Here is a 21,880-nt window from a genome sequence, read left to right as displayed (position 1 = left end):
GAACTAGAAAAAGAAACTTGCCTCACCTTTCCCTCTCTTCAAGATATTCTCTGCGTGTCTACGTGCTTCTTTTACAATCTCCTCTACATCAAGTAAAACCTTCTCATCCTTCTTTAAAAAAGTTCCATTAACCATTACATGCACAATATTTCTAGAATCAGCACTATATATTATAGCTGCAAGAGGGTTGTGCACAGGACTGGTGTTAGGTTTGTTTAAGTCCCAAAAAACAAGATCTGCATTATACCCTTCTTCGACGTCTCCAGTGTTAAAACTAAGAGCTTCATGACCTCTCATAAGCACTTGCCATACCTCTTTTAATGTATAGTCTGTAGAACTATATACTAATTTCCCCAGCAGAGCAAACAAACGAGCTTGTTCAAGAGGATTTAAAGAATTAGAGCTTGCTGCACCATCCGTTCCGATACTCACTTTAAGACGCCTATAATATTTCCATATATTACCTATACCCATATTAAGTTTCATATATGTTTTAGGTGACAACGCAAAATAAGTATTATCACTTAAAAACTCAAAATCTTTTTCAGCTATCCAAATTCCATGAGCTATAATAACTGGAAGCTCAAAACCTCCTACTTGATGAAGTATCTCAAAATGCGTTTTCTTATATTCTTTTAAGCTATCTTCCACTTGTTTTTGCGTTTCAGCCATATGAATATGGAGTCCTACTTCATAAAATTTTGCAGCTTCAATAATTTTTTTTAATGTGGAAGGTGGACAAGTATAAGGAGCGTGAGGACCGAATCTTAAATTTAATCTTTTACTTATACCATTCATTTTTTCGATAAGAAAAGATACTTTTTTAAGGTCTTCCTCAAAAGTAGAGGACATTCCAAACAATGTAGGAGCAACATCTCCACGTATTCCAGTTTCTAAAATTGCATCACAAATTTTTTCAGCGTAAAAATAATGATCTGCGAAAGCAGTCACTCCGTTTTCGATCATTTCCACAATTGCTAAAAGTGTTCCATAATATACATCTTCAGGGGTTATTTTACTCTCGTAAGGCCATATTTCTACGTTAAACCAATCGTAAATATCAACATCCTCCGCAATCCCTTTAAAAATATTCATCGGAGAATGAGCATGAAGATTAACCAACCCAGGAGTTACGTACAAATTCGTACAATCTAACACATCCCCTTCTGTTTCATCTCTAAGATTAGTGGAAATTTTAACGATTTTACCTCCTCTGATATATATATCCTGCCCTCTCTTTATACACCCTTTCTTGTTAATTATAGTAACATTCTTTAAAATCAAATCATATTTCATATCTTTTTACCAACTCCTTGAAAAGAGCAATAAATCTTTCTCTATTTATCTTTAGAGCCACATTTACATTAGGCGCTTTGTTGGTAACGCCATAGACATCTACTACAGTTTTTCCCCTAGTAAACTCTCCTTTTGTTTCTACATCAACTCTAAGAAATTTTGTTTCTAAGATATTCTCATCAATTACAGAAGCAACTACAGCAGGATCATGAAGAGGCACACCGGGAAAGTCTATCTTTTCAAAAAATTTAAAAAGAGGCGATAATGACTTAACTACAAAATCTGAAACTTTATTTTTATAAGTTGATATTTCCTCTAAGTCCTCTGTAATAATGTATGCTGTATTTGTTACATTCAATCCTACCATAGTAACTGGAATTCCTGAATTGAATACAATTTTTGCGGCTTCTGGATCTACATAAATATTAAATTCCGCAACAGGCGTACTATTACCTAATTCTGTAGAACCTCCCATCACAGTGATGTGATTTATCTTTTCTTTTATGTCTGGATACTTTAACAATGTAATTGCAATATTTGTCAACGGTCCTAACGCTATAATATGTAACTTTCCTTCACAACTTGTTGCTTCCTCATATATGGTATCATAAGCATTCTTGTGATAAAACGCTCTTACAGGTTCAAGTAAAGTTATACTTCCAAGTCCTGATTCCCCATGAATAAATTCTGCAGTTATCAATTCTCTCATTAGAGGTTTAGAAGCACCCCTCGCAACTTTTACATTGTATCCCGCATATTCACTTATTTTTAAAGCATTTTTCGACGTCTTTTCTAATATCACATTACCCGCTACTGTAGTTATCGCTTTTACATCCAAATTTTCACTAGCAAATGCCAAAAACAATGCTATAGCATCATCAATGCCTGGGTCACAGTCAATTATTACTGGTTTTTTCATGGCTATACACTCTCCTTCTAATTATATTTCTTTAAAGCTTCATATAACATATTTATAAAACGTTCTCTATCAATATCTAACACTACCTCTACATTTTTGGATTTTTGAGTAATATTGTAATAATCAACGACTGTACAACCATCCGTAAATTCCCCTTTTGTCTCTATATCGACATGACACATCTTGCTTTTCACTAACGTAGAGTCAATCACATAGGCTACAGCCACTGGATCGTGTAAAGGAGAACCTTTAAAACCAAACCTTTCATAGAATTTGCTATAAAAATCAAGAAGTTCTGCAACCATAACGCCAACTTTATTACCAATATTCCTAATTTTTTCGATTTCTTCTTTATATATCTGTGCTTTATGCGTTACGTCAAGCCCACACATAGTAATAGGTATTCCTGAGTTAAAAACTATACTTGCAGCCTCAGGATCTACTACTATATTGAACTCTGCTGCGGGTGTCCAATTCCCTCCTATCATTGAACCACCCATTAATACTATTCTTTCTATTTTGTTTTTCACCTCAGGTTCAGAAAGAAGTACTGTAGCAACATTAGTAAGTGGTCCTGTAGGTATGAATGTAATTTTCTCATCACTTTCTTTCAATATTCCTATAATAGTCTCCACAGCAGTTTTATCACTAGGTTTCAAAGTAGGAGGCGGAAGTATAGGACCATCAAGGCCACTTTCTCCATGGACTTCAGGAGCAGTAATCAAATCTCTAACAAGAGGTTTAGCAGCACCTTTGCTTACCACAGTATTTATTCCAGCAAAACTAAGTACCTTGAGAGCATTGTTAAAAGTTTTATCAATTGTTTGATTGCCTGCAACAGTTGTAACAGCTTTAACATCAAGTTTATCGCTCGCAAACGCAAGAAGCAAAGCTATTGCATCATCATGCCCAGGATCACAATCTATAATAACAGGTTTCCTTTTCACCATAATATTACTCTCCTTTCCTACTGTTCTTTAACCTTTTTTATTCTACTCACTTGACTTGAAGAATATATAACCAAACCAATTATAGTAACAATATATGGGATCATTTGTATAAATTCAGACGGTATTCGTAAGGACTGCAAATTATTAGCTAAAGCTCCTGCAAAACCAAATAATAGAGAAGCAAAAAAGGTTCCCAAAGGTGTCCCTTTCCCCATTGCCTCGGCTGCTAGTGCAATAAAACCTCTTCCAGCTGTCATATTAGTAGAAAACCAAGAAACATAGCCCATTGAAAGGTATGCTCCTCCAAAACTCGCAAGTATACCACTTAATAAAAGAGCAATATACCTTATTTTATTAACTCCTATACCTACAGAATCAGCCGCATCAGGGTTCTCTCCCACCGCTCTTATTCTTAATCCTAAGGGCGTTCTATAGAGCAAGACGTATACTAAAATCACAGCAAGCAAAGCTATATATGTCAAAATATTATGGCCCGAGAATATTGGACCAATTACTGGAATTTTGTTTACCAACGGCAAAGTCATCTGTGGTAACACTTCACTTTTTAGCGAAGAGGAAATACCTTTATCATGGGCTACTAGGTAAAGGATAAAAATGGTTCCGCCGCTTGAAAAAAGATTCAAAGCTATACCCGCTAGAATAACGTCTGTCTTTAGATTTAGGGAAAAATATGCTAGAATAAATGACATGAGAACCCCGCTTACAATTGCTGCAACAAGTCCCCACCATGCACTGTGAGTAAAAGCACTTATTATTACCCCCCAGAGTGCAGCCATTAGCATTATACCTTCCAGCGCTATATTAATGACCCCAGCTTTATCAGAGATGACAGCTCCTAGTGCCGCAAACAATATAGGAGTTGTAACTCTTAAAATCGCGTAGCCAAAACTAGTAGAAAATATAATTTCTAAAATTTTCATTGTAAGCTACCTCCATTATTAACATAAAATTCTTCTTTTGCGCGTTTTACTACCATGGTATGTCTCCATTTTGCCATGAAACTCTCTGCAGCAATAAGCATAATTACTAGCGCTTGAATAACTGATACTACTTCGCTAGGAACATCAGTCATTCTTGCCATTAAATCAGCACCAATTCTTATGTAAGAAAGGAAAAAAGCAGCAACCGGTACTAAAAGAGGATTATTTCGTGCAAGAATAGCAACAATTATGCCATCCCATCCATATCCAGGTAGCTTTTGCCATTCAAATCTGGTATACATCCCTAATAATTCTACTGCTCCCCCCATACCTGCAATAATTCCACCTATTATTTGAGCATATAATATAACTTTTTTCACATTTATTCCTACATATTCAGCAAATTTTTCATTTAATCCTGTCATTCTAATAGCATATCCCCATTTTGTCCTATAAAGGAAATAATACATTATAATGATCATAGCTATGGCTATAAATATTCCATAATGTAGTCTTGTACCAACCATCAATTTTGGCAGTAAAACAGAAGAGTTAAGAGGATAAGATACCATGTAGCCTGCATTTACATCTCTAAGATAGTAATTTATTATAAATATCCCAAAGTAGTAAAGAATATAGTTCAACATAAGGGAAGACACTAATTCACTGGCATTCCACTTTGATTTCAAAATAGCAGGTATAAAAAGAAGTATCCCACCTATAAAACTTCCAGCTATTATAGCAAAAGGCAAATGAATTATTCGGGGTAAATTCATAGTAATTCCCACTACGGTAGCAGCTACCGCTCCCATGAAAAAGGCTCCTTCTGCGCCAATATTGAATTGCTTTGCTTGAAACATTATACTTATAGCAAGACCATTAAAAATAAGCGGAATACTCAACTCTAAAACATTACTAAAGTATCTAACTTTGGAAAGTGGACCAATTAAAAATTTCGACAACGCTTCTGTAGGTTGGCTGCTAACTAAGAAAACAATTAAAAATACAACAAAAAGTGAAATAAGTATTGCTACTGCTGTTCTTACGATTTCAAATAATACTTCCCTATGCATATAGAACTCTCCTTATCTCTTCATAAGATTGTTTCTTTAATCCTAACATGTAAGTTCCTAACTCTTCCTCTGTTACCTTAGACAAATCATCAAAATATGCAACTATTTCTCCTCCAAACATTACAATAAGGGTATCACTCAACTCCATTATTTCATTAAGATCCGCAGATATTAGCAATACAGCAGTTCCTCTGTCTCTGAGTTCAATAATTTTTTTGTGAATTAATTCTGTAGCTCCTACATCAATTCCCCTTGTTGGTTGATCTGCTATTAAAAGTTTAGGTCCCGAAGAAAATTCTCGTGCCACCACCACTTTCTGAATATTACCTCCTGACAACATTTTTACTTTCTGGTTAAAAGAGGAACATTGAATTTTGAATTCTTCAATTAAGTATTTTGAAAAACTTGCTATTTTTCGAATATTCGTTAATATACCATGATTAAACTCTCTTTTCTCAAACCTATCTGCTATCAGATTTTCTGCAATTGAAGCTTCCGCTGCTACTCCGTAAACCATTCTATCTTCTGGTATATATGAAATCCCTAATTCTCTCCTTTCTTTTATAGAAAGGTTATTTATTATCTTGCCATCTAACAACAAATCGCCTTTATCAAACTTCCTAAGACCTGTTATAATTTCAACCAATTCTCTTTGACCATTTCCCTCTACACCTGCAACTCCTAATATTTCTCCACTTCTAACACTAAAACTCACATTTTTAAGAGTAGGTTTTCCCCATTCGTTTATCCAAGTCAAATTTTTAACTTCTAAAACGACTTCTCCTGGTTTATGCTGAGTCTTTTCAATTTTTAAAACTACATCACGTCCCACCATTAATTTTGAAATATCTTGCTCTGTAACTTCAGAAGTTTTAAAGACACCTACATTTTTCCCGTGTCGCATAATAGTAACTCTATCTGAAATTTGTTTAACTTCGCGTAATTTGTGGGATATGAATATTATAGTATGACCTTTTTCTTTCAAGCGCAAAAGTTCTTCAAATAATTCTTCTGTTTCTTGAGGAGTTAACACCGCTGTAGGCTCATCAAGGATTAAAATTTTAGCTCCCCTTAATAATGCTTTCAGTATTTCTACTTTCTGTTTCATTCCCACAGGAAGGTCACGTACTACAGCCTTAGCATCTACTTTCAAATTATATTTTTGTGCAAGCTCTTCTGTAATTTCTACAGCTTTTTTAAAATCAATAAATCCTCTTTTCCTCGGTTCAATTCCTAACACTATATTTTCTGCAACAGTGAGAGAAGGAACAAGCATAAAATGTTGATGTACCATCCCTATACCATTCTTGATCGCAATAAAAGGCGAATTAATACTTACTTTTTTCCCATTAAGGTAAATAGCCCCTTCTTCAGGTTGTTCTAGACCAAAAAGTATCTTCATTAATGTAGTCTTTCCCGCACCGTTTTCCCCTACCAAAGCATGTATTTCTCCCTCATTAACTGAAAAATTAACCCTTTTGTTAGCTACTATACCGTTAGGATATACTTTAGTTATATTTTGCATTTTTAATATTTCTTTCATTTTTCTTCCTCCTTATAAGAGGGTATATGCATTAGCAAAAAAGCTAATACATATACCCTTTCAAGGTTCTTTATGGTTTTACAGCATTTCTTATTTCATTGAGCTTATTAGTATCCATTCCAAATGCCGAATCTACTTTTATTTCCCCATTTATTATTTTAGTTTTTAAATCCTCAATAAATTGCCTAATATCTTCTGGTACTAATTTTCTATAATACTCGTTATCTGCTAATCCTACAGCTTCTTCTTTTAATCCAAGCGCTTCTGCTTCGCCAAACTTTAAATTACCTTCTTTATATAGCTTTATTGCTCTGAGAAGTGAATTATCTACACGTTTTAGCATTGAAGTAACAATTAAATTTGCTTTCTCAGGATCTGATTCAGCAAAAAGTAACGCTTGATCCGAATCTACACCTATTGCATATCTTTTCATTTCTTTTGCTGCATCGAGTTGTCCCAAACCTGCTTGCCCTGCTACATTAAAGCCTATAGTAGCACCTTGTTGATATTGAGCAAGTGCTAACTCTTTACCTTTGGCAGAATCAGAAAAATCACCTATATACGAAATAGCAACTTTTATATCTTTATCCACATATTGTGCACCTTGAATATAACCTACTAGGAAATCGTTTATTACAGGTATATCCATTCCACCCAAAAAACCTATAAGTTTTTTCCCCGTAACAAGAGGCATATTTGAATTTGCAATTTTCGCGGCTAAAGCTCCTGCTAAAAAAGAACCCTCATTCTGTTTATAAAGAATAGAATACACATTGGAAAGATTACCTTTAGAGTAGTCAACAGAAGTATCAAAAATTATATATTTCTTCTCTGGATATTGAGGAGCGAGCTTCTGGAGGTATTCCGCCATCTGCCAAGTACCAACAATTATAATATCCCAATCTTGCTCTGAAACATCTTGAAGAGTAGGTTCCCATTTTGAATTATCATAAGACATTTCAATTACCTTTGTTATTACTTTATCTCCATACTCTTTCTTGATTAATTCTATCCCATGATTTGCAGAGTCAAAAAATGATTTGTCTCCTAATGTACCGTTAATAAGTAAAACAATTTTAAGTGGTTTTTCTTTGGAATCAGCAACTGTAGTTTGTTCCTTCGATACTTCACTGTTCTTCCCGCACCCTGTGAGGCCGAAAATAAACATTAAACTTAAAATAACCGCAAAAACAATAATTTTTCTCATTTATTTTCCCCCTTTTATTAGATAGTGATTTATTAGCAATCCCGCATAAAGCGGGATTTTGCCCCCATCACTCTTTTTTAAAAAACCCCCTCGTCGACAGATGCCGTGCTTTGTCTTATTACTAGCTGGGGTTTAAAAATTATGATTTTTTTACTTACTTTTTTCCCTTCTATAAGTTTTATTAACATACGGGCTGCTGTAAGCCCCATATCATACGCAGGTTGCCTTATAGTAGTTAATTGAGGTTCCATTATTTGAGAAAGCAATATATCATCAAACCCTACCACTGAAATATCATCCGGAATTTTATAACCATAGGAACGTATTGTTTTATATGCCCCATATGCCATTAAGTCATTACATGCAAAAATAGCTGTGATATCTTTATTATCATTTAGTAATTTTTCTGTTCCAATTATTCCACTGTTTATTTTATAGTCTCCCTCAAATATAAGCCTTTCGTCTACTTCTATTCCATTATCTAGTAATGCCCTTTTATATCCTTCCAGCCTCTCTCTCGCGTTTTTTACTTTAAGAGGCCCAGTAATACATCCAATTTTTCTATGCCCCAAATCTATTAAATGTTTCGTTGCAAGATATCCTCCTTCATAATTGTCAATAAAAACCCCATATATTTCCTCTGATTCCATTCGTCTGTCCATCATTACAATAGGAACTCCATCTCTAACTAATTCCATAATATGCTGATAATCTGACGGTACACTACTCGTAAATATTATCCCATCCACATATTTTTCTTTTAATGCCCTTATATACTCACTTTCCTTCTCTAAATTGTCATCCGTATTACATAAGAAAACATTGTAGCCATAGATGTGAGCACTATCCTCTACTCCTCGGGCAATATCAGGGAAAAATGGGTTAGAAATATCAGGAATTATAAGACCAATGGTTTTAGTCTTTTTAGTAACTAGCCCCCTTGCAATGGCATTAGGCTGATACCCAAGCTCTTTTACTAATTTAAGAATTTTTTGCCTCGTTTCCTCGCTAACCCCTTCCGGTTTATTGTTTATGACTCTTGATACAGTTGTTACAGATACATTTGCTAATCTAGCAATATCTTTTATTGTAACTGCCATATTCCTATCACCTTGTTAATATAGTTTAACGTTTTAGTAAAACGCTTAACTATATAATAGAATAAAAATTATTCTTTGTCAAGTATAAAAATAAAAATTTTTTACACAAAATTAACACATACTTTTCAAAATTGTGATACAATTTTTATGAAGGGATAAACTCTAAGAGGGGGGTAATCTATTGAAGAAAAAGTATATTCTCGACACAAATGTTCTTTTGCATGACCCCATGTCTTTAATACAATTTTGATGACAATGAAGTAATCATCCCTGCAGTTGTGATAGAAGAAATAGACAGCATGAAAAACCTTCAGAACGAGGTAGGAAGAAATGCAAGGTTAGTAGGGCGGATTCTCGATAGATTAAGAGAAAAGGGAAAACTAAATGAAGGAGTCCCTTTAGAAAATGGTGGGTTGATAAAAATTGAATTAAATCATATCGCAAATGAAACTGTAAAAGAACACTTCCTTGAAATAGCCAATGATAATCGTATTCTCGCAGTAGCTTTAAATTTGTTCCATGAAGAACAAAAAAAGGAAAATCCTATGCCTGTGATTCTTGTACCAAAAGATGTGATAATGCGCGTAAAAGCTGATACTCTAGGAATCTCATCCCAGGATTATCTCTCTGACAAAATCAAAAATTACGATGCCCTCTATACAGGTTTTATAACAGTATTTGTACACCCTTCTACCATAGATTCTTTTTATACAGAAAAACATCTTCCCAAAAGTCAAGTCCCCGAATTAAAAGAAACTATTGACATTTATCCAAATCAGTTCGTGATATTCAAAGATTCTTTTGGAAGCAATAAATCAGCAGTAGCTAGATACAACAAATACACAGATTCTTTCGAACACCTCTATTCACCCGAATCCGTATGGGATGTATCCCCCAGAAATGTTCAGCAGCGAATGGCAATAGATTTGCTGGTAAACGACAGTATTCCCATTGTAACTTTAACAGGAAAAGCCGGAACAGGAAAAAGTCTTTTAGCTCTTGCCTGTGGGCTTTCCAAAGTGCTTGATGATAAAGTGTACAATAAACTTCTCATTGCCCACCCAATTGTACCAATGGGGAATGACATAGGATATCTTCCTGGTGATAAAGAAGAAAAATTAAAACTATGGATGAAGCCAATATATGATAATTTTGAATACATCTTCAGGAATAGAAAAACAGACACAAATATTGAAGATGTAATTGCCGGTATAAAAAATATAGAAATTGAAGCGCTGACTTATATAAGAGGGAGAAGCATACCGAAACAATTCATAATAATAGATGAAGCACAAAATCTTACACGCCACGAGATAAAAACAATCATCTCCCGCGTAGGAGAAAGTAGTAAAATAGTCCTTTTAGGGGATCCCGAACAAATTGATAATCCTTACCTTGACGCAACAAGCAATGGACTTACGCAGGTAGTGGAAAAATTCAAAGAATCGAAATTATCAGGACATGTAACCTTAATCAAGGGTGAACGCTCAAAAGTAGCAGAACTAGCAGCAAAATTGTTATAAAATCAGGGCAGATGCCCTGATTTTATAACGCCTTTTTATATATCTCTTCCACAATTTCATGAGCTTTCAAAGCATAATCTAATTCCTCATTTGCTAATTTTTTATTGTCATCTAATACATTTCTTATAAAACTTTTTACAATATTTACAAAACCTTTTTTGTAAGATGTGCTGTCCCAACTTCCAAAAGTATGAACTTCCACGCGCCCCTTCTCCATTGTTCTTAATAATTCCATATCCTCTACAACAGCGCTTCTATTATTACCATGTATTTCTAGCTTCTCGTAGTCTTTCCCTGTATTTCTGTGCATTAAACCTATTGCCGTAGAATTTTTGGATTTCAGTGTAACCATTATGGATTTTAAAGCATTATTTTCTTTTAAAACATGTATATCTAGTTCTCCGACTTCTTTTACTATGTAGTAAAGCGTATCTGCAATGTGAATAAAATCATCGTACAAGGTATATTTTAAATCATCTCTTATATCATTATCTCGGTGTTTTTCCATTAGACAAAGCTCTGGTTTGACACTTTCAAAGAATTCAAAAGCTTTTTGATACAAAGGCGCATATCGCCTATTAAATCCTATAGTAAAAATAAGTGATTTTTTTCTTGCCAAATCTATAAGCTCTTTTGTTTTATCTATTTCATTTGTAATAGGCTTATCTACATACACATTAACTCCATTTTCTAGAAGCATTCTTACTATCTCGTAATGGCTAACAGTTGCCGTGTGGACAAATGCACAGTCCGGCTTTAACTTAATCGCTTCCTCCAAGTCTGTGTAAACATTACAACCATATTTTTCTTTATATTTTTTAAGTTTCTCTTCATTTCTGCCCACTATTCCTACTATCTCTAGCTCTTCTAAAGTAAATATAAAAGGCAGATAAGCTTTATTAAAAATGTTCCCCGGCCCCACAATAATTGCTTTTAATTTTTTCATGGAAACACCTCGTTAAATCGTAGTCTCGAATACGCAAACAACTCTGAAATAACAAGAGATACTGCTCCAATTGCTCCTGCTTGAAATTGAAGTTCTTCCTATAATTATTGTTCCTTCTTTTAATCCTGTTAAATCAACTACATCTTCTGTAACATATCCAGTTACATCCATAGATTCATAACATTTTGGCACCTACTGATATAATGAAATGTTATATAAATCTCCAATGGCTTTATTTTTCTTGCTTTCTTATAATCTACATTTTTATCTCGAATTTCTTAATATCTATATTTTTGCCGCAAACAGCCAATATATCACCTTCATCAACCACATAATCTGGCCCCGGTGACACAATAATCTCATCATTCATCTTTTTTGCAGCTATGACATTTAATCCGTATCTTTCCCTCATCCTTATCTCCTTTAATGTCTTATGAAACCACTCTTCAATCGGGAGAATTTCTGCTATGCTGTAATCTTTAGAAAACTCAATAAGATCCAATAAATTGCTTGAAAAAATATTCCTGGCAACCCTTATACCCATATCTTTTTCAGGCATCACCACTCTATCTGCTCCCACTTTGTAAAGAACTCTTGCATGTAATTCATTGTGAGCTTTTGCTATTACATATTTTACCCCCATCTCTTTGACCAACATTGTTATCATAATACTTGATTCCATATTCTTTCCTATAGCGACTATGGCCACATCAAAATTTTTCACACCAAGTGACTTAAGTACATTTTCATCAGTAGCATCAGCCCGCACTGCATGAGTTACCAAACCAGCCATAGATTGTACCAACTCTTCATCTTTATCTATAACCAGTACGTCATTGCCCATTTCATATAAAGTTTTGGCCAAACTCATGCCAAAGCTTCCTAACCCAATAACAACAAATTGTTTCATCGTTCCACCTCTATTTTAACCTACCATAATTTTTTCTTCCACATACTTCATAATAGGTTTAGGTTTCTTCTGCCTTTGTGCCAATGCTAACGCCAATGTTAAAGGACCAACTCTGCCAGTATACATTGTAAATATTATAATAATTCTGCCCACTGTAGTCAATTCAGGTGTAAGCCCGAGTGATAATCCTACAGTTCCAAAAGCTGAGGTTGTCTCGTATAACAAGGTCAAAAAGTCGGATGTTTCAGTAATAGATAAAACCATAGTCACAGAGAAAATAATAAAAACGCTTATAAAGGATATAGCTACAGCTTTATAGACTATGTTTCTGCTAATAGTGCGCTTATAAAGTACTGTCTCTTCTTCACCCTTTATAACTGATAATACAGTATATAGTATAACTCCAAAAGTAGTTGTCTTGATACCTCCCCCTGTTCCAGCTGGAGAAGCACCAATAAACATGAGTATTATTGTCAAAAATTTAGACGCTATGGTCATGTCAGAAAGCGATAGCGTATTAAAACCAGCTGTCCTAGGTGTCACAGCTTGAAATAATGATGCAAGTATCTTTGTAGGAAAGTCCAATGGCTTTAATGTTTTTGGATTATTGTATTCAAATAAAAATATAAGCAGTGCTCCACCAGCAATCAAAAACAATGTAATAGTTATAACAACTTTTGAATGCAATGTAAGTTTGCTAAAATGTCTATGTTCACATATGTCAAGCAAAACATAAAATCCTAATCCACCAAATATTATTAAGCCCATTATGACCAGGTTTACCACCCAGTCAGATACATAACCCGTTAGACTCCTAAAATTCCCCATAAGATCAAAGCCAGCATTATTAAATGCAGAAATAGAATGGAAAAAGCCGTAATACATTGCTTTTTTTAATCCCATCTGAGGTAAAAATCTCAAAGTCAATATAATTGCGCCAATGCTTTCAAATAAAAAAGAAACCATTAGTATATACTTGGCAAATCTCACAATGCCTCCAAGACTATTTGTATTGAAAGCTTCTTGCATCACCAATCTCTCTTTAAATGTAATTCTCCTCCCAAGGATCAACGCAAAAAGCGTTGACATGGTCATAATACCCAAACCGCCAACTTGTATCAGCAATATTATCACTATTTGCCCAAAAGTAGACCAATATGTTTTTGTGTCAACAACTACAAGGCCAGTAACACACGTGGCTGATGTGGCTGTAAATAGTGCAGTTATAAAATCTGCACCTTCTCCACTTTTAGTTGCCACAGGTAGCATTAGTAATAAAGTCCCAATCAATATAATAGTCGCAAATCCTAAAGCAAGTACTTGCGTAGGTGTCAGTTTTATTTTTGTCATAAAAAATCATCTTCCTATGGAGAAAAGGCCTATTAAGGCCTTTATCGGTTTTTACTGATAAAATGTTTAAAGCAAAAAGATTCGACGTTTAAATTATAACAAATTACTGTCATAGAGTCAATCATTCTACTTTCCTTGAGATAGTACTCCTTTCAGTTATAAAGCCACGGAGTAACTTCTCCATGGCTTTAAGTTAAACATATTCATAAATTATTACACCTTTAACAACCCTATTTATTCTTCCTTCAGGATTTGGATTGTCAGGTGGTATTCCTAAATTCAAGGATTTATAAAAAGCTAACATTTGTGCATAAATAATATATAAAAGTGTTAAATAGGCTTCTTCTATATTGGTAAAGTCCTGTCTCAATTTGAATATATAATCTACTCCCTCTATTTGCATATCTGTCGGCAAAAAAGCCATTAATTTTCTTTGACCGGGTTCGTTTGCTATTTCTTTTATGAGATCCAAATCATATTTTTGTGTATAAGGATTGTTTGATACAAAAAATCCTAAAAGTGTTTTATCGTTTATCACAGATTTGGGACCATGTCTAAATCCTAAAGGGGTGTTAAAATTAGTATTGACTTCCCCTCGTGATAATTCTAAAGATTTTAATGCAGCTTCTGCAGCACATCCTTTTAAGTTGCCACTGCCCAGATATATCAATCTGTCATAGTCATTTTTTGATATTTCTTCTATTATCCTCGCCTCTTCTTCTATTATTCTTTCTGCTTCTTTTGCTAATTTTTCAAAGAGGTCTTTTTTGTTCTCAATTTGTTCTATGTGTGGCAGCATTAAATCTGTTAAAAGCATACATGTGAAACTACTTGTCATTGCAAAACCTTCATCATTTGCTTCTTCAGGCATAAATATGTTTAAACAATTTTTCTTGTCAATTGTGCTTTTTGCCATTTTGCCATCTTTATTGCAGGTGATGTTTAGGAAGTAAACATCTTTTATAATCTTTTCTGCTAACTCTATTGTAGCTAAACTTTCTGGACTATCGCCAGACCTTGCATGGGAAATTAAAAGAGTTGGTCTGTCTTTAAAGAAAAAGTTCTCTGGTGCTGCAACAATATCTGTAGTATCAATTGCTTCTACGTCTAGTCCAAGCATTCTCCTTAGATAGCCTTCACTGCTATAGCCTACAAAAGCAGATGTTCCTGCACCAGTTAGTATAATTTTTAAATCTTTTAGTTGGAATATTGGATTTAAAAATTCAGTGATTTCTCTTTTTTGATTTAAAAGAATATTATTAAAAAGTTCTCTCCATAATCGCGGCTGCTGATTTATTTCCTTCGCTGTAGCATAGCCTTTCCTTTCTTTTAATTGTTCTTCACTGTAACCTAATAACATGTCCATACCCCCTACTTTATTTTAAAGTTTTTGTACTTTGACATTATTTTTTAGATATTCTATGTCTTCAATCGTCACATATCCTGTCTTGTAATACATGGCATTTGCCGCGCCGCATGCAGTTGCTAATATCGCAGCATCAACAATATCAAATCCTCTTTTTATGCCTACTGCCATACCTGCAACATATGAGTCCCCTGAGCCCACAGGACTTGCTACTTTTATTTGAGGTGGTATAAGTCTAAATACTCCCTCCTCACATGCAACGATAGAACCTTCACTTCCTAAAGATATTGACACAATAGTTATTCCAAACTGTTTGAGCTCTAAAGCCGCTTTTTTGACTTCTTCAATATCTTTTAATTTTCTATTGAGCAGTTTTTCTACTTCTTCTCTGTTAGGTTTGATCATGAATGGTTTTGCCCTAACAGCTTTTGAGAGGTATTCACCGCTTGTATCTAAAATTAGTTTAGCACCGTTTTGTCTTGCAATGTTTATGAGTTCTACATATATATCTTCAGAAACACCCCGAGGTACACTGCCTGAGGCTGTTATGATATTGCAGCTCTTTGATAGTTCATTAAAATTGTCTAAAAATTTTTCTACATGCTCCTGAGACACATAAGGTCCCTTTTCCAAGATTTCCGTCTGAGTTTTTGATACAGGGTCTAAAATTGCTATACATGTGCGGGTTTCTCCATCTATTTTGATAAAGCTACATTTGACACCTATTTTGTTAAGCTCTTCTTCTATGAATTCTCCTGATTTGCCGCCTAAAAATCCTGTTGCTGTTACCTCTTCTCCCAATGTTTTTATAACCTTTGTTACATTGATTCCTTTCCCACCTGCAACGCTGTTTTCTTCCTGTGCTCTGAAAATTTTGCCCACTTGAAAATTGTCCACTCTGTAACTTCTGTCAACTGAGGGATTTAAAGTAACTGTCAGTATCATGCCCTTCCCCCGCAGTCAAAAAGTTTTATTTTTTCTTTTACGACTTCTTCTATCGCTTTTTCTCCAGGTGCAAGGAATTTCCTCGGATCGCTCTCATCTGGGTTATTTTTAAATACTTCTTTTATTGCATTTGCAAAAGGAATTTTTAATTCTGTGGCAATGTTTAATTTGCATATACCCAGTGCTATAGCTTTTTTTACCAACTCATCAGGAACTCCTGATGCACCATGAAGTACCAATGGAATGTCTACTAAGCTCGCTATTTCTTTTAGCCTTTCAAAGTCAAGCTTTACTTCTCCTTTGTACATCCCATGAGCCGTGCCAATTGCTATAGCTAATGAGTCAACTCCTGTCTTCTCTACAAAATCCGCTGCCATTTTGGGATCTGTAAATGCACTTTTATCTTCTTTTACGTACATATCGTCTTCAACGCCTACTATACTCCCAAGTTCTGCTTCCACGGTTACACCTGCTGCATGAGCCACTTCTACAACCTTTTTTGTAAGTTCCACATTTTCTTCATAGGGAAGCATTGACCCATCAATCATTACTGAAGTGTAACCTGCCCTTATGCATTTTACAACGAGGTCAAAGGAATTTCCGTGGTCTAAATGTAGTGCTATTGGTATGTCATATTTTTCTGATGCGACTTTTGCCATTGCCGCTATATAGTCTTCTCCTGCATGCTTTATTGTGCCAGGTGTTGTCTGTAAAATTAAAGGTGATCTCATATCATATGCAGCTTTTACAACCGCTTTCAAGGTTTCAAGGTTGTGCACGTTAAAGGCTCCTACAGCGTATTTGTTTTTCTTAGCATCTTCCAGCATCTTTTTTGTGTTAACTAATGGCATTTTGTTCACCTCTTGTAATATTTTTGAGAGAATATAAATTAGCCAACTACCTTTGAATTGGTCTTTTGTCTTAACAAATTATCAAGGCTTTCTATTCCATTCTTTCCTACAGCAATGAGGTGTCTGACCAATTCTTCCGGGTCTTTAAAATCCTTTCTCTTAAACACCGCCTCTATTAGCATAGGCACATTGGTCCCTGCCACTACATACACATTAGGATATTTTTCACTGAGAAAAGAAGATATCCTGAAAGGCGTACCGCTTATCAAGTCTGTCAGTACTATCACACTTTCCTTTTCCTTAGAAGCAACTTTTATAATTTTCTCCATTTCCTGCGTGTATTTTTCTAAGTCCTGACCGACAAATTCAATAGCAAACAATTCATCTTGTTTTCCCGCTATAACTTCTATTACATTAGCTAACCCGCTCGCAAATTTCCCATGCCCTGTTACAATTAGTTTCATCGCTTTAACCTCCAGAAATAAAGTTCTATTCTTAGAGAACTTTCAAATACTTCAGCACAATCCCAAATAATACAGCAATACCTATAACTTTGTTAGGAGATAATCCTTTTCTAAATAAACAGTATGCAAATAACATAAATATGATTTCCAAAAAATTATCTAAAACAGCATAAATACTTCGGGTTTTCACTAATCCAACTATTACAGGTAAACTGACATTTACATACAGCGCTATTAATGCTCCTACTATCACAAGTCCGACTACAGAACTCACAGATGATATAACCTTGGTATAGTTTCTTAAATTGGGGAGAAGACCTAGGTTCTTTTTATAACCATAATTTATTCCTCCAAACACCAGTGTAAAATGGATAACATTAAACAATGCAAGAAAAAGCACAGGCCCCCATAAACTCCCCTGACTTGCTAGAGAAATTCCCAATCCCGCACATATTGGAAATACCATCATCCATATCACTGAATCTCCAATTCCACCAAATGCACTCATTAAAGTTGCTTTCACCTTTTTAATTGTATCGATATTCTGATGCTTCTCTTCCATGGCAACTATAATTCCGAGAATTAACGGAGTTAAAAACGGATGACTGTTAAAAGTTTCCAAATGAGCTTTCAAACTTTTTTTTAAGTCGTTTTGCCTCTCTTTATAGATTCTTCTCAAAGCAGGTAGTATACTGTAAAGCCATCCAGTAGCCTGCATTTTTTTGTAATTGAAGGAAGCCTGCAAAAAGAGTGAGCGACAGGCAATTTTATATAACTCCTTTTTTGTAACCTTTCTACTGTTTAGATTAAATGTCATTATTCGGTCTGTGTTCTCACTTTTATTGCCCCTTTCTTTAAGAAACTTGTACATCACAAAAGCAGTAACTATTAAAACCACTGCTATTAAGGGAAATCTAAAAAATGCCACAAAAGCAAATCCCAATAATACCAAGAAAATATATTTTCTTTTCAACATAGCCTTTAAAAGTAGTGCAAAACCCACTGCTGGCATTAAACCTCCGGCCATTTCAAGACCTTCTACTAAGAACTGTGGTAGTAATTTTATCCATTTTTCTATTATATTTATACCAAGATAAAAAGAAAAAAACACTACTACTCCATAAAAAATAAACAAAGGGATTATGCCAGAAATATGTAAAAGTTCTACTTTATTTATTTCTCCTCTCTCAGTATATTTATCGATCTTATCAGCAAACCAACTATAACCCTTATAAACTCTCGACATCCCCCATTGAACTATCATGGCAAAAGGAATAGCCAAACAAACTGCAAGTTTTGCTGAAATTCCTGCTTCTATCGCAAAAGCTGCCCCCAAAATTCCTGCAACAATGATATTGGGAGGAGATACTCCACCAAGACCAACCATACCCAATCCTAACATTTCTAATATAGTACCGACGGTCAAACCCTTCTTTACATCTCCTAAAAGAAATCCCACTATCATGCCAGCTACAAGAGGTCTCCCTATCTTGAACTGAGTATTATTCCCATCAACTCCTGCAAGGCCTGCGTACAAACCTATTATTAAAGATTTTATCAGCATAATTTACACCTCTTGAATAAACTCGGTAATCTCTCTACCCTTTTCTGAAGGTACCCTTCTTATCTCACATTTTATACCTAAACTAACCAGTTTTTTGAAAGCTTCTATATCTTTCTCATCCATCCATACAGTCGGTGTAATTTGTCTTTTCCCTTCTTTAAAATGCATATTGCCAATGTTTATTTCTTTTATTGGTAACCCCTCTTCTACAAGTTTCAGTAAAATACTCACATCCCGAACAATGATCAACACTCTTTTATTAAAAGATATTTGAGATATTTTTTCTAATGTCCCATCCACCGTCAAGTATAGTGTCTCTACATCTTGTGGCGCTGCTAGGTCTAGCAGCATCTGTTGAGTAGGGTCTCCTGCTACTTCATCATCCACCACTATTATCATATCTGCTTTCACATGCGAAGCCCAGACCACTGCTACCTGCCCATGAATTAATCTATCATCTATTCGCGCCAAAACTATGTTCCCCAATAATACTCATCTCCTTTTACTTTAGGTTTTATCATATTCAAGTCCTTTTGTAAACTAATTTTTTTCTGAATATTTAGCGATTTCTTTTAATAGCTTCTCAGTTAAACTTTCTTCCGCTCTCAAATTCTTGTATCTCAAATAAGCGTAATATGCCGCTCCAAAACAGGGCTCCATCCGAGGAGGAATTAATAGAATTTCATCGCCCAATTGCCCCAGAAAAGTCCTCAATGGCTGTAAAATTAATTCCCCTGCTTTAAATACTCCTCCTACATATGAAACCAAAATTGGTTTAGAAAATCTCATCTTTTTTGTCAACCCCTCTACATGCAGAAAAAGTTCATACGCTGCCTTCTCAAAAATCTCTGCAGAATATCTGCATCCTTTCTGCGCCGCCTCAAATGTGTACAAAGATAGCTCTGCTATTTTATCCCTCTTTAATTTGAATCGGTTGTGCATTATATCGATTATCTCAAATTTATCTTTTATCCCGTATTTTTCATCAATTATATCCACAAGCACTGTTTTTGGTAACCTTCCGTCTTTCTGTTTGCTGTACACTTCCAGTGTTTTCTTCGCAATCCAATACGCGCTCCCTTCATCTCCTATAAATTCTCCCCATCCCCCAATCCTTTCCCTGCGACCTTCTTCATCCACTCCAAACGCAATAGAACCCGTACCTGCTACTATATTAATACCTGGCTGACAGGCAAGTGCTCCTGCCCATCCCGCTTCCGCATCGTTTACGATATGATAATTTGTAAATCCAAATACTTCTTTTACAGCCCTCTCAATTTGGGTGTCGTTAGTCTTAACTTCGGTGTAGCCCGGCATTCCCAAAACTGCATATTTTATTTCTTCTTTGCATATCCCTTCTTCAAAAAGTACTGACTTCAATCCCTCTTGAAGAACCCTTACAACCCCTTCTATCCCTACCTGTGCTATGTGGGATGTGGTCGTTTCAAAAGTACTATAAATTTCCAATTGATCATCAATGAGTGCAAATTTTGTTTTCGTTCCTCCTCCATCTACTCCCAAGAAAAACATCCTTTCAACTCCCCTATCTCAAGTTACATTAAAAATCGACATTTCTACTCATTATCTTATAACAAAAAATGTGCCAAACAGTGTAATAAAATTCTTTATCTCCCTTATAACTAGATTATTCCTCCTCTTTACAGCCTATTTAAAGATTGCAGACTATGACACTGATAAAAACAGGATAAGAATTTCTATGTGTCTATGACACTAGGTTAAATGTGTTAAAAGATACTCTAAGCAGCAGGCTCAAATAATAACATCACTCACTTCTTAGGAGTTACACTTGTTATAATATAAAAAGGTCAAGATAAAGCTTATTCACAACCTCAATACTAGTCTGCCTGAAAACCAGGTCTACCACCCTATATAATGTAAAAAACAAAGAGTAATTAAAGCTTCCATATCTGCTTCATAATTTGCAGGTACTCCTTCATTGTTTAGCATGAAAAGAGCTAAACATGGACTTATTGGCAATTTCCTATGCCTGTTCGGTTAAGGCATATCTATGAATTTTTGGTTGCAATAATTTTATTTTCTTATATTTTCCCCTCAAAAATTGCACTAAAAACAACTGAAAAGCAGGCGCTTTGGAAAGTTTAGCACCCGCCTTCTTTGTACATTTTTTAAACAAACAATGACAAAATATACCCTGCCACTATTCCTCCTAAAATCCCTCCCACCAAATGAGGAAGAGCTTTTTTGAATTTCCCACCACGCACTATTGAAGCAGTAAAAAGGCCTGCGCATAGTCCCCATGTCATATCAACCCATGGCCCCATTTGGGGTATCAAGTTCAGACCATGATTCACTATCCATACTGTTCCCACAATGAACCCTGCACCAATCCATCCCCCCATCGGTCCCCACAATCTTACCATCTCATGCCACAATAATTCTATAAGAAAAGGAAAGATAAATCCCGCTACAAATGCAGTGATGATGCATTCATACTTCATACCTTCTCCTCCTCCGTTTCTTTTGCCATCCCTTGTTTTACAAACACCGCGAGATAGCCTCCTACAATTCCTCCTGCGATGACTGCAAGCAAAACTGGCAAGACTTTGAAAGCAAAGCTGAAAGAATGAACCTTAAATAGATCTCTCACCAGCCCCGCCACAGCAATGCCTATTGCCATATCAATCCATGCTCCATCCTTTTCATTTTCAATCAACCCCAGGTAATGATTTAGAAACCACATAGGACTTATTATGATGAAGGCCGCAAACCATCCCCCTATAAGCCCGTAGGCCTCTACCAGCGCTACCCATGCACTTTGAACTATTAACCCTGTCAAAAAACATCCAAGGAATGTTCTCAGTATTTTCATGAGCATTTTTTCTCATCTCCTTCTTCTTATACGTTCCATACTACAGTACAGTTAAGTAATATAATATATTATATATCCTTC

22 protein-coding genes and 1 pseudogene are annotated in these 21,880 nt (G+C 35.2%); 2 read left to right on the top strand and 21 right to left on the bottom strand.

The window, feature by feature from the left end:
• Nucleotides 1-3: 3 nt before the first annotated feature.
• From EV203_RS00665 to EV203_RS00630, 8 genes are all read right to left on the bottom strand, one after another.
• A complete protein-coding gene (locus EV203_RS00665) occupies nucleotides 4-1,296 on the bottom strand; it encodes an amidohydrolase family protein (protein WP_132038861.1) in 1,293 nt (430 codons plus the stop codon).
• A complete protein-coding gene (locus EV203_RS00660; protein WP_132038860.1) occupies nucleotides 1,286-2,215 on the bottom strand; it encodes a nucleoside hydrolase in 930 nt (309 codons plus the stop codon). The genes EV203_RS00665 and EV203_RS00660 overlap by 11 nt, the downstream gene beginning before the upstream one ends.
• A 17-nt stretch (nucleotides 2,216-2,232) precedes the next feature.
• Nucleotides 2,233-3,165: a pyrimidine-specific ribonucleoside hydrolase RihA gene (gene rihA, locus EV203_RS00655; protein WP_132038859.1), complete on the bottom strand. Its 933-nt coding sequence runs from the start codon at nucleotides 3,163-3,165 to the stop codon at nucleotides 2,233-2,235.
• A gap of 17 nt (nucleotides 3,166-3,182) precedes the next feature.
• Nucleotides 3,183-4,106, bottom strand: a complete 924-nt coding sequence (locus EV203_RS00650) for an ABC transporter permease (RefSeq protein WP_132038858.1) — start codon at nucleotides 4,104-4,106, stop codon at nucleotides 3,183-3,185.
• Nucleotides 4,103-5,179, bottom strand: coding sequence for an ABC transporter permease (locus EV203_RS00645; protein ID WP_132038857.1), 1,077 nt, complete (start codon nucleotides 5,177-5,179; stop codon nucleotides 4,103-4,105). The genes EV203_RS00650 and EV203_RS00645 overlap by 4 nt, the downstream gene beginning before the upstream one ends.
• Complete coding sequence (locus tag EV203_RS00640; RefSeq protein ID WP_132038856.1) at nucleotides 5,172-6,722, bottom strand: ABC transporter ATP-binding protein; 1,551 nt, start codon at nucleotides 6,720-6,722, stop codon at nucleotides 5,172-5,174. Before EV203_RS00640 ends, EV203_RS00645 begins: the two co-directional genes overlap by 8 nt.
• A gap of 70 nt (nucleotides 6,723-6,792) precedes the next feature.
• On the bottom strand, nucleotides 6,793-7,929 hold the full coding sequence (locus EV203_RS00635) for a BMP family ABC transporter substrate-binding protein (RefSeq protein ID WP_132038855.1): 1,137 nt from the start codon (nucleotides 7,927-7,929) through the stop codon (nucleotides 6,793-6,795).
• A gap of 77 nt (nucleotides 7,930-8,006) precedes the next feature.
• Nucleotides 8,007-9,029: a LacI family DNA-binding transcriptional regulator gene (locus tag EV203_RS00630; protein ID WP_132038854.1), complete on the bottom strand. Its 1,023-nt coding sequence runs from the start codon at nucleotides 9,027-9,029 to the stop codon at nucleotides 8,007-8,009.
• A gap of 254 nt (nucleotides 9,030-9,283) precedes the next feature.
• On the opposite strand from EV203_RS00630, the pseudogene EV203_RS14385 reads away from it, so the two are divergent.
• Both EV203_RS14385 and EV203_RS14380 read left to right on the top strand, forming a co-directional pair.
• Nucleotides 9,284-9,640: pseudogene (locus EV203_RS14385) on the top strand (PIN domain-containing protein); the annotation flags it as partial.
• A gap of 171 nt (nucleotides 9,641-9,811) precedes the next feature.
• The gene (locus tag EV203_RS14380; protein ID WP_481752964.1) at nucleotides 9,812-10,552 is read left to right on the top strand and encodes a PhoH family protein; all 741 of its coding nucleotides are present in this window, start codon (nucleotides 9,812-9,814) and stop codon (nucleotides 10,550-10,552) included.
• Nucleotides 10,553-10,574: 22 nt separating this feature from the next.
• On the opposite strand, the gene EV203_RS00620 is transcribed toward EV203_RS14380, so the two are convergent.
• From EV203_RS00620 to EV203_RS00560, 13 genes are all read right to left on the bottom strand, one after another.
• Nucleotides 10,575-11,498: a Gfo/Idh/MocA family protein gene (locus EV203_RS00620; RefSeq protein WP_132038853.1), complete on the bottom strand. Its 924-nt coding sequence runs from the start codon at nucleotides 11,496-11,498 to the stop codon at nucleotides 10,575-10,577.
• Between the two features lie 12 nt (nucleotides 11,499-11,510).
• Entirely contained in the window at nucleotides 11,511-11,669 is a 159-nt protein-coding gene (locus tag EV203_RS00615; protein ID WP_165911567.1) for a hypothetical protein, read from the bottom strand.
• A gap of 85 nt (nucleotides 11,670-11,754) precedes the next feature.
• Nucleotides 11,755-12,408 (bottom strand): potassium channel family protein, encoded by a 654-nt coding sequence (locus tag EV203_RS00610; protein ID WP_132038851.1) that lies wholly within the window; start codon nucleotides 12,406-12,408, stop codon nucleotides 11,755-11,757.
• Between the two features lie 15 nt (nucleotides 12,409-12,423).
• A complete protein-coding gene (locus tag EV203_RS00605; protein WP_132038850.1) occupies nucleotides 12,424-13,758 on the bottom strand; it encodes a TrkH family potassium uptake protein in 1,335 nt (444 codons plus the stop codon).
• A gap of 193 nt (nucleotides 13,759-13,951) precedes the next feature.
• Nucleotides 13,952-15,118 carry an SIS domain-containing protein gene (locus tag EV203_RS00600; protein ID WP_132038874.1) on the bottom strand — a complete coding sequence of 389 codons (1,167 nt, stop codon included), beginning with the start codon at nucleotides 15,116-15,118 and terminating at the stop codon, nucleotides 13,952-13,954.
• 21 nt (nucleotides 15,119-15,139) lie between these two features.
• On the bottom strand, nucleotides 15,140-16,069 hold the full coding sequence (gene pfkB / locus EV203_RS00595) for a 1-phosphofructokinase (RefSeq protein ID WP_132038849.1): 930 nt from the start codon (nucleotides 16,067-16,069) through the stop codon (nucleotides 15,140-15,142).
• A complete protein-coding gene (gene fba / locus EV203_RS00590; RefSeq protein ID WP_132038848.1) occupies nucleotides 16,066-16,920 on the bottom strand; it encodes a class II fructose-1,6-bisphosphate aldolase in 855 nt (284 codons plus the stop codon). The genes pfkB and fba overlap by 4 nt, the downstream gene beginning before the upstream one ends.
• 38 nt (nucleotides 16,921-16,958) lie before the next feature.
• Nucleotides 16,959-17,384, bottom strand: coding sequence for a PTS sugar transporter subunit IIA (locus EV203_RS00585; protein WP_132038847.1), 426 nt, complete (start codon nucleotides 17,382-17,384; stop codon nucleotides 16,959-16,961).
• Between the two features lie 31 nt (nucleotides 17,385-17,415).
• Nucleotides 17,416-18,948 carry a PTS system mannose/fructose/sorbose family transporter subunit IID gene (locus EV203_RS00580; RefSeq protein WP_132038846.1) on the bottom strand — a complete coding sequence of 511 codons (1,533 nt, stop codon included), beginning with the start codon at nucleotides 18,946-18,948 and terminating at the stop codon, nucleotides 17,416-17,418.
• A 3-nt stretch (nucleotides 18,949-18,951) separates the two neighbouring features.
• A complete protein-coding gene (locus tag EV203_RS00575) occupies nucleotides 18,952-19,434 on the bottom strand; it encodes a PTS sugar transporter subunit IIB (RefSeq protein ID WP_132038845.1) in 483 nt (160 codons plus the stop codon).
• 54 nt (nucleotides 19,435-19,488) lie between these two features.
• Nucleotides 19,489-20,478, bottom strand: coding sequence for an N-acetylglucosamine kinase (locus EV203_RS00570; protein ID WP_132038844.1), 990 nt, complete (start codon nucleotides 20,476-20,478; stop codon nucleotides 19,489-19,491).
• Nucleotides 20,479-21,095: 617 nt separating this feature from the next.
• Nucleotides 21,096-21,428, bottom strand: coding sequence for a Lin0368 family putative glycerol transporter subunit (locus EV203_RS00565; protein WP_132038843.1), 333 nt, complete (start codon nucleotides 21,426-21,428; stop codon nucleotides 21,096-21,098).
• Nucleotides 21,425-21,799, bottom strand: a complete 375-nt coding sequence (locus EV203_RS00560) for a Lin0368 family putative glycerol transporter subunit (protein ID WP_132038842.1) — start codon at nucleotides 21,797-21,799, stop codon at nucleotides 21,425-21,427. The genes EV203_RS00565 and EV203_RS00560 overlap by 4 nt, the downstream gene beginning before the upstream one ends.
• Nucleotides 21,800-21,880: the final 81 nt, after the last annotated feature.

This window comes from Caldanaerobacter subterraneus, assembly GCF_004345675.1.
GTDB classification, from domain to species: Bacteria; Bacillota; Thermoanaerobacteria; order Thermoanaerobacterales; family Thermoanaerobacteraceae; genus Thermoanaerobacter; species Thermoanaerobacter subterraneus.
This window is presented reverse-complemented; position numbering and strand designations above follow the sequence as displayed.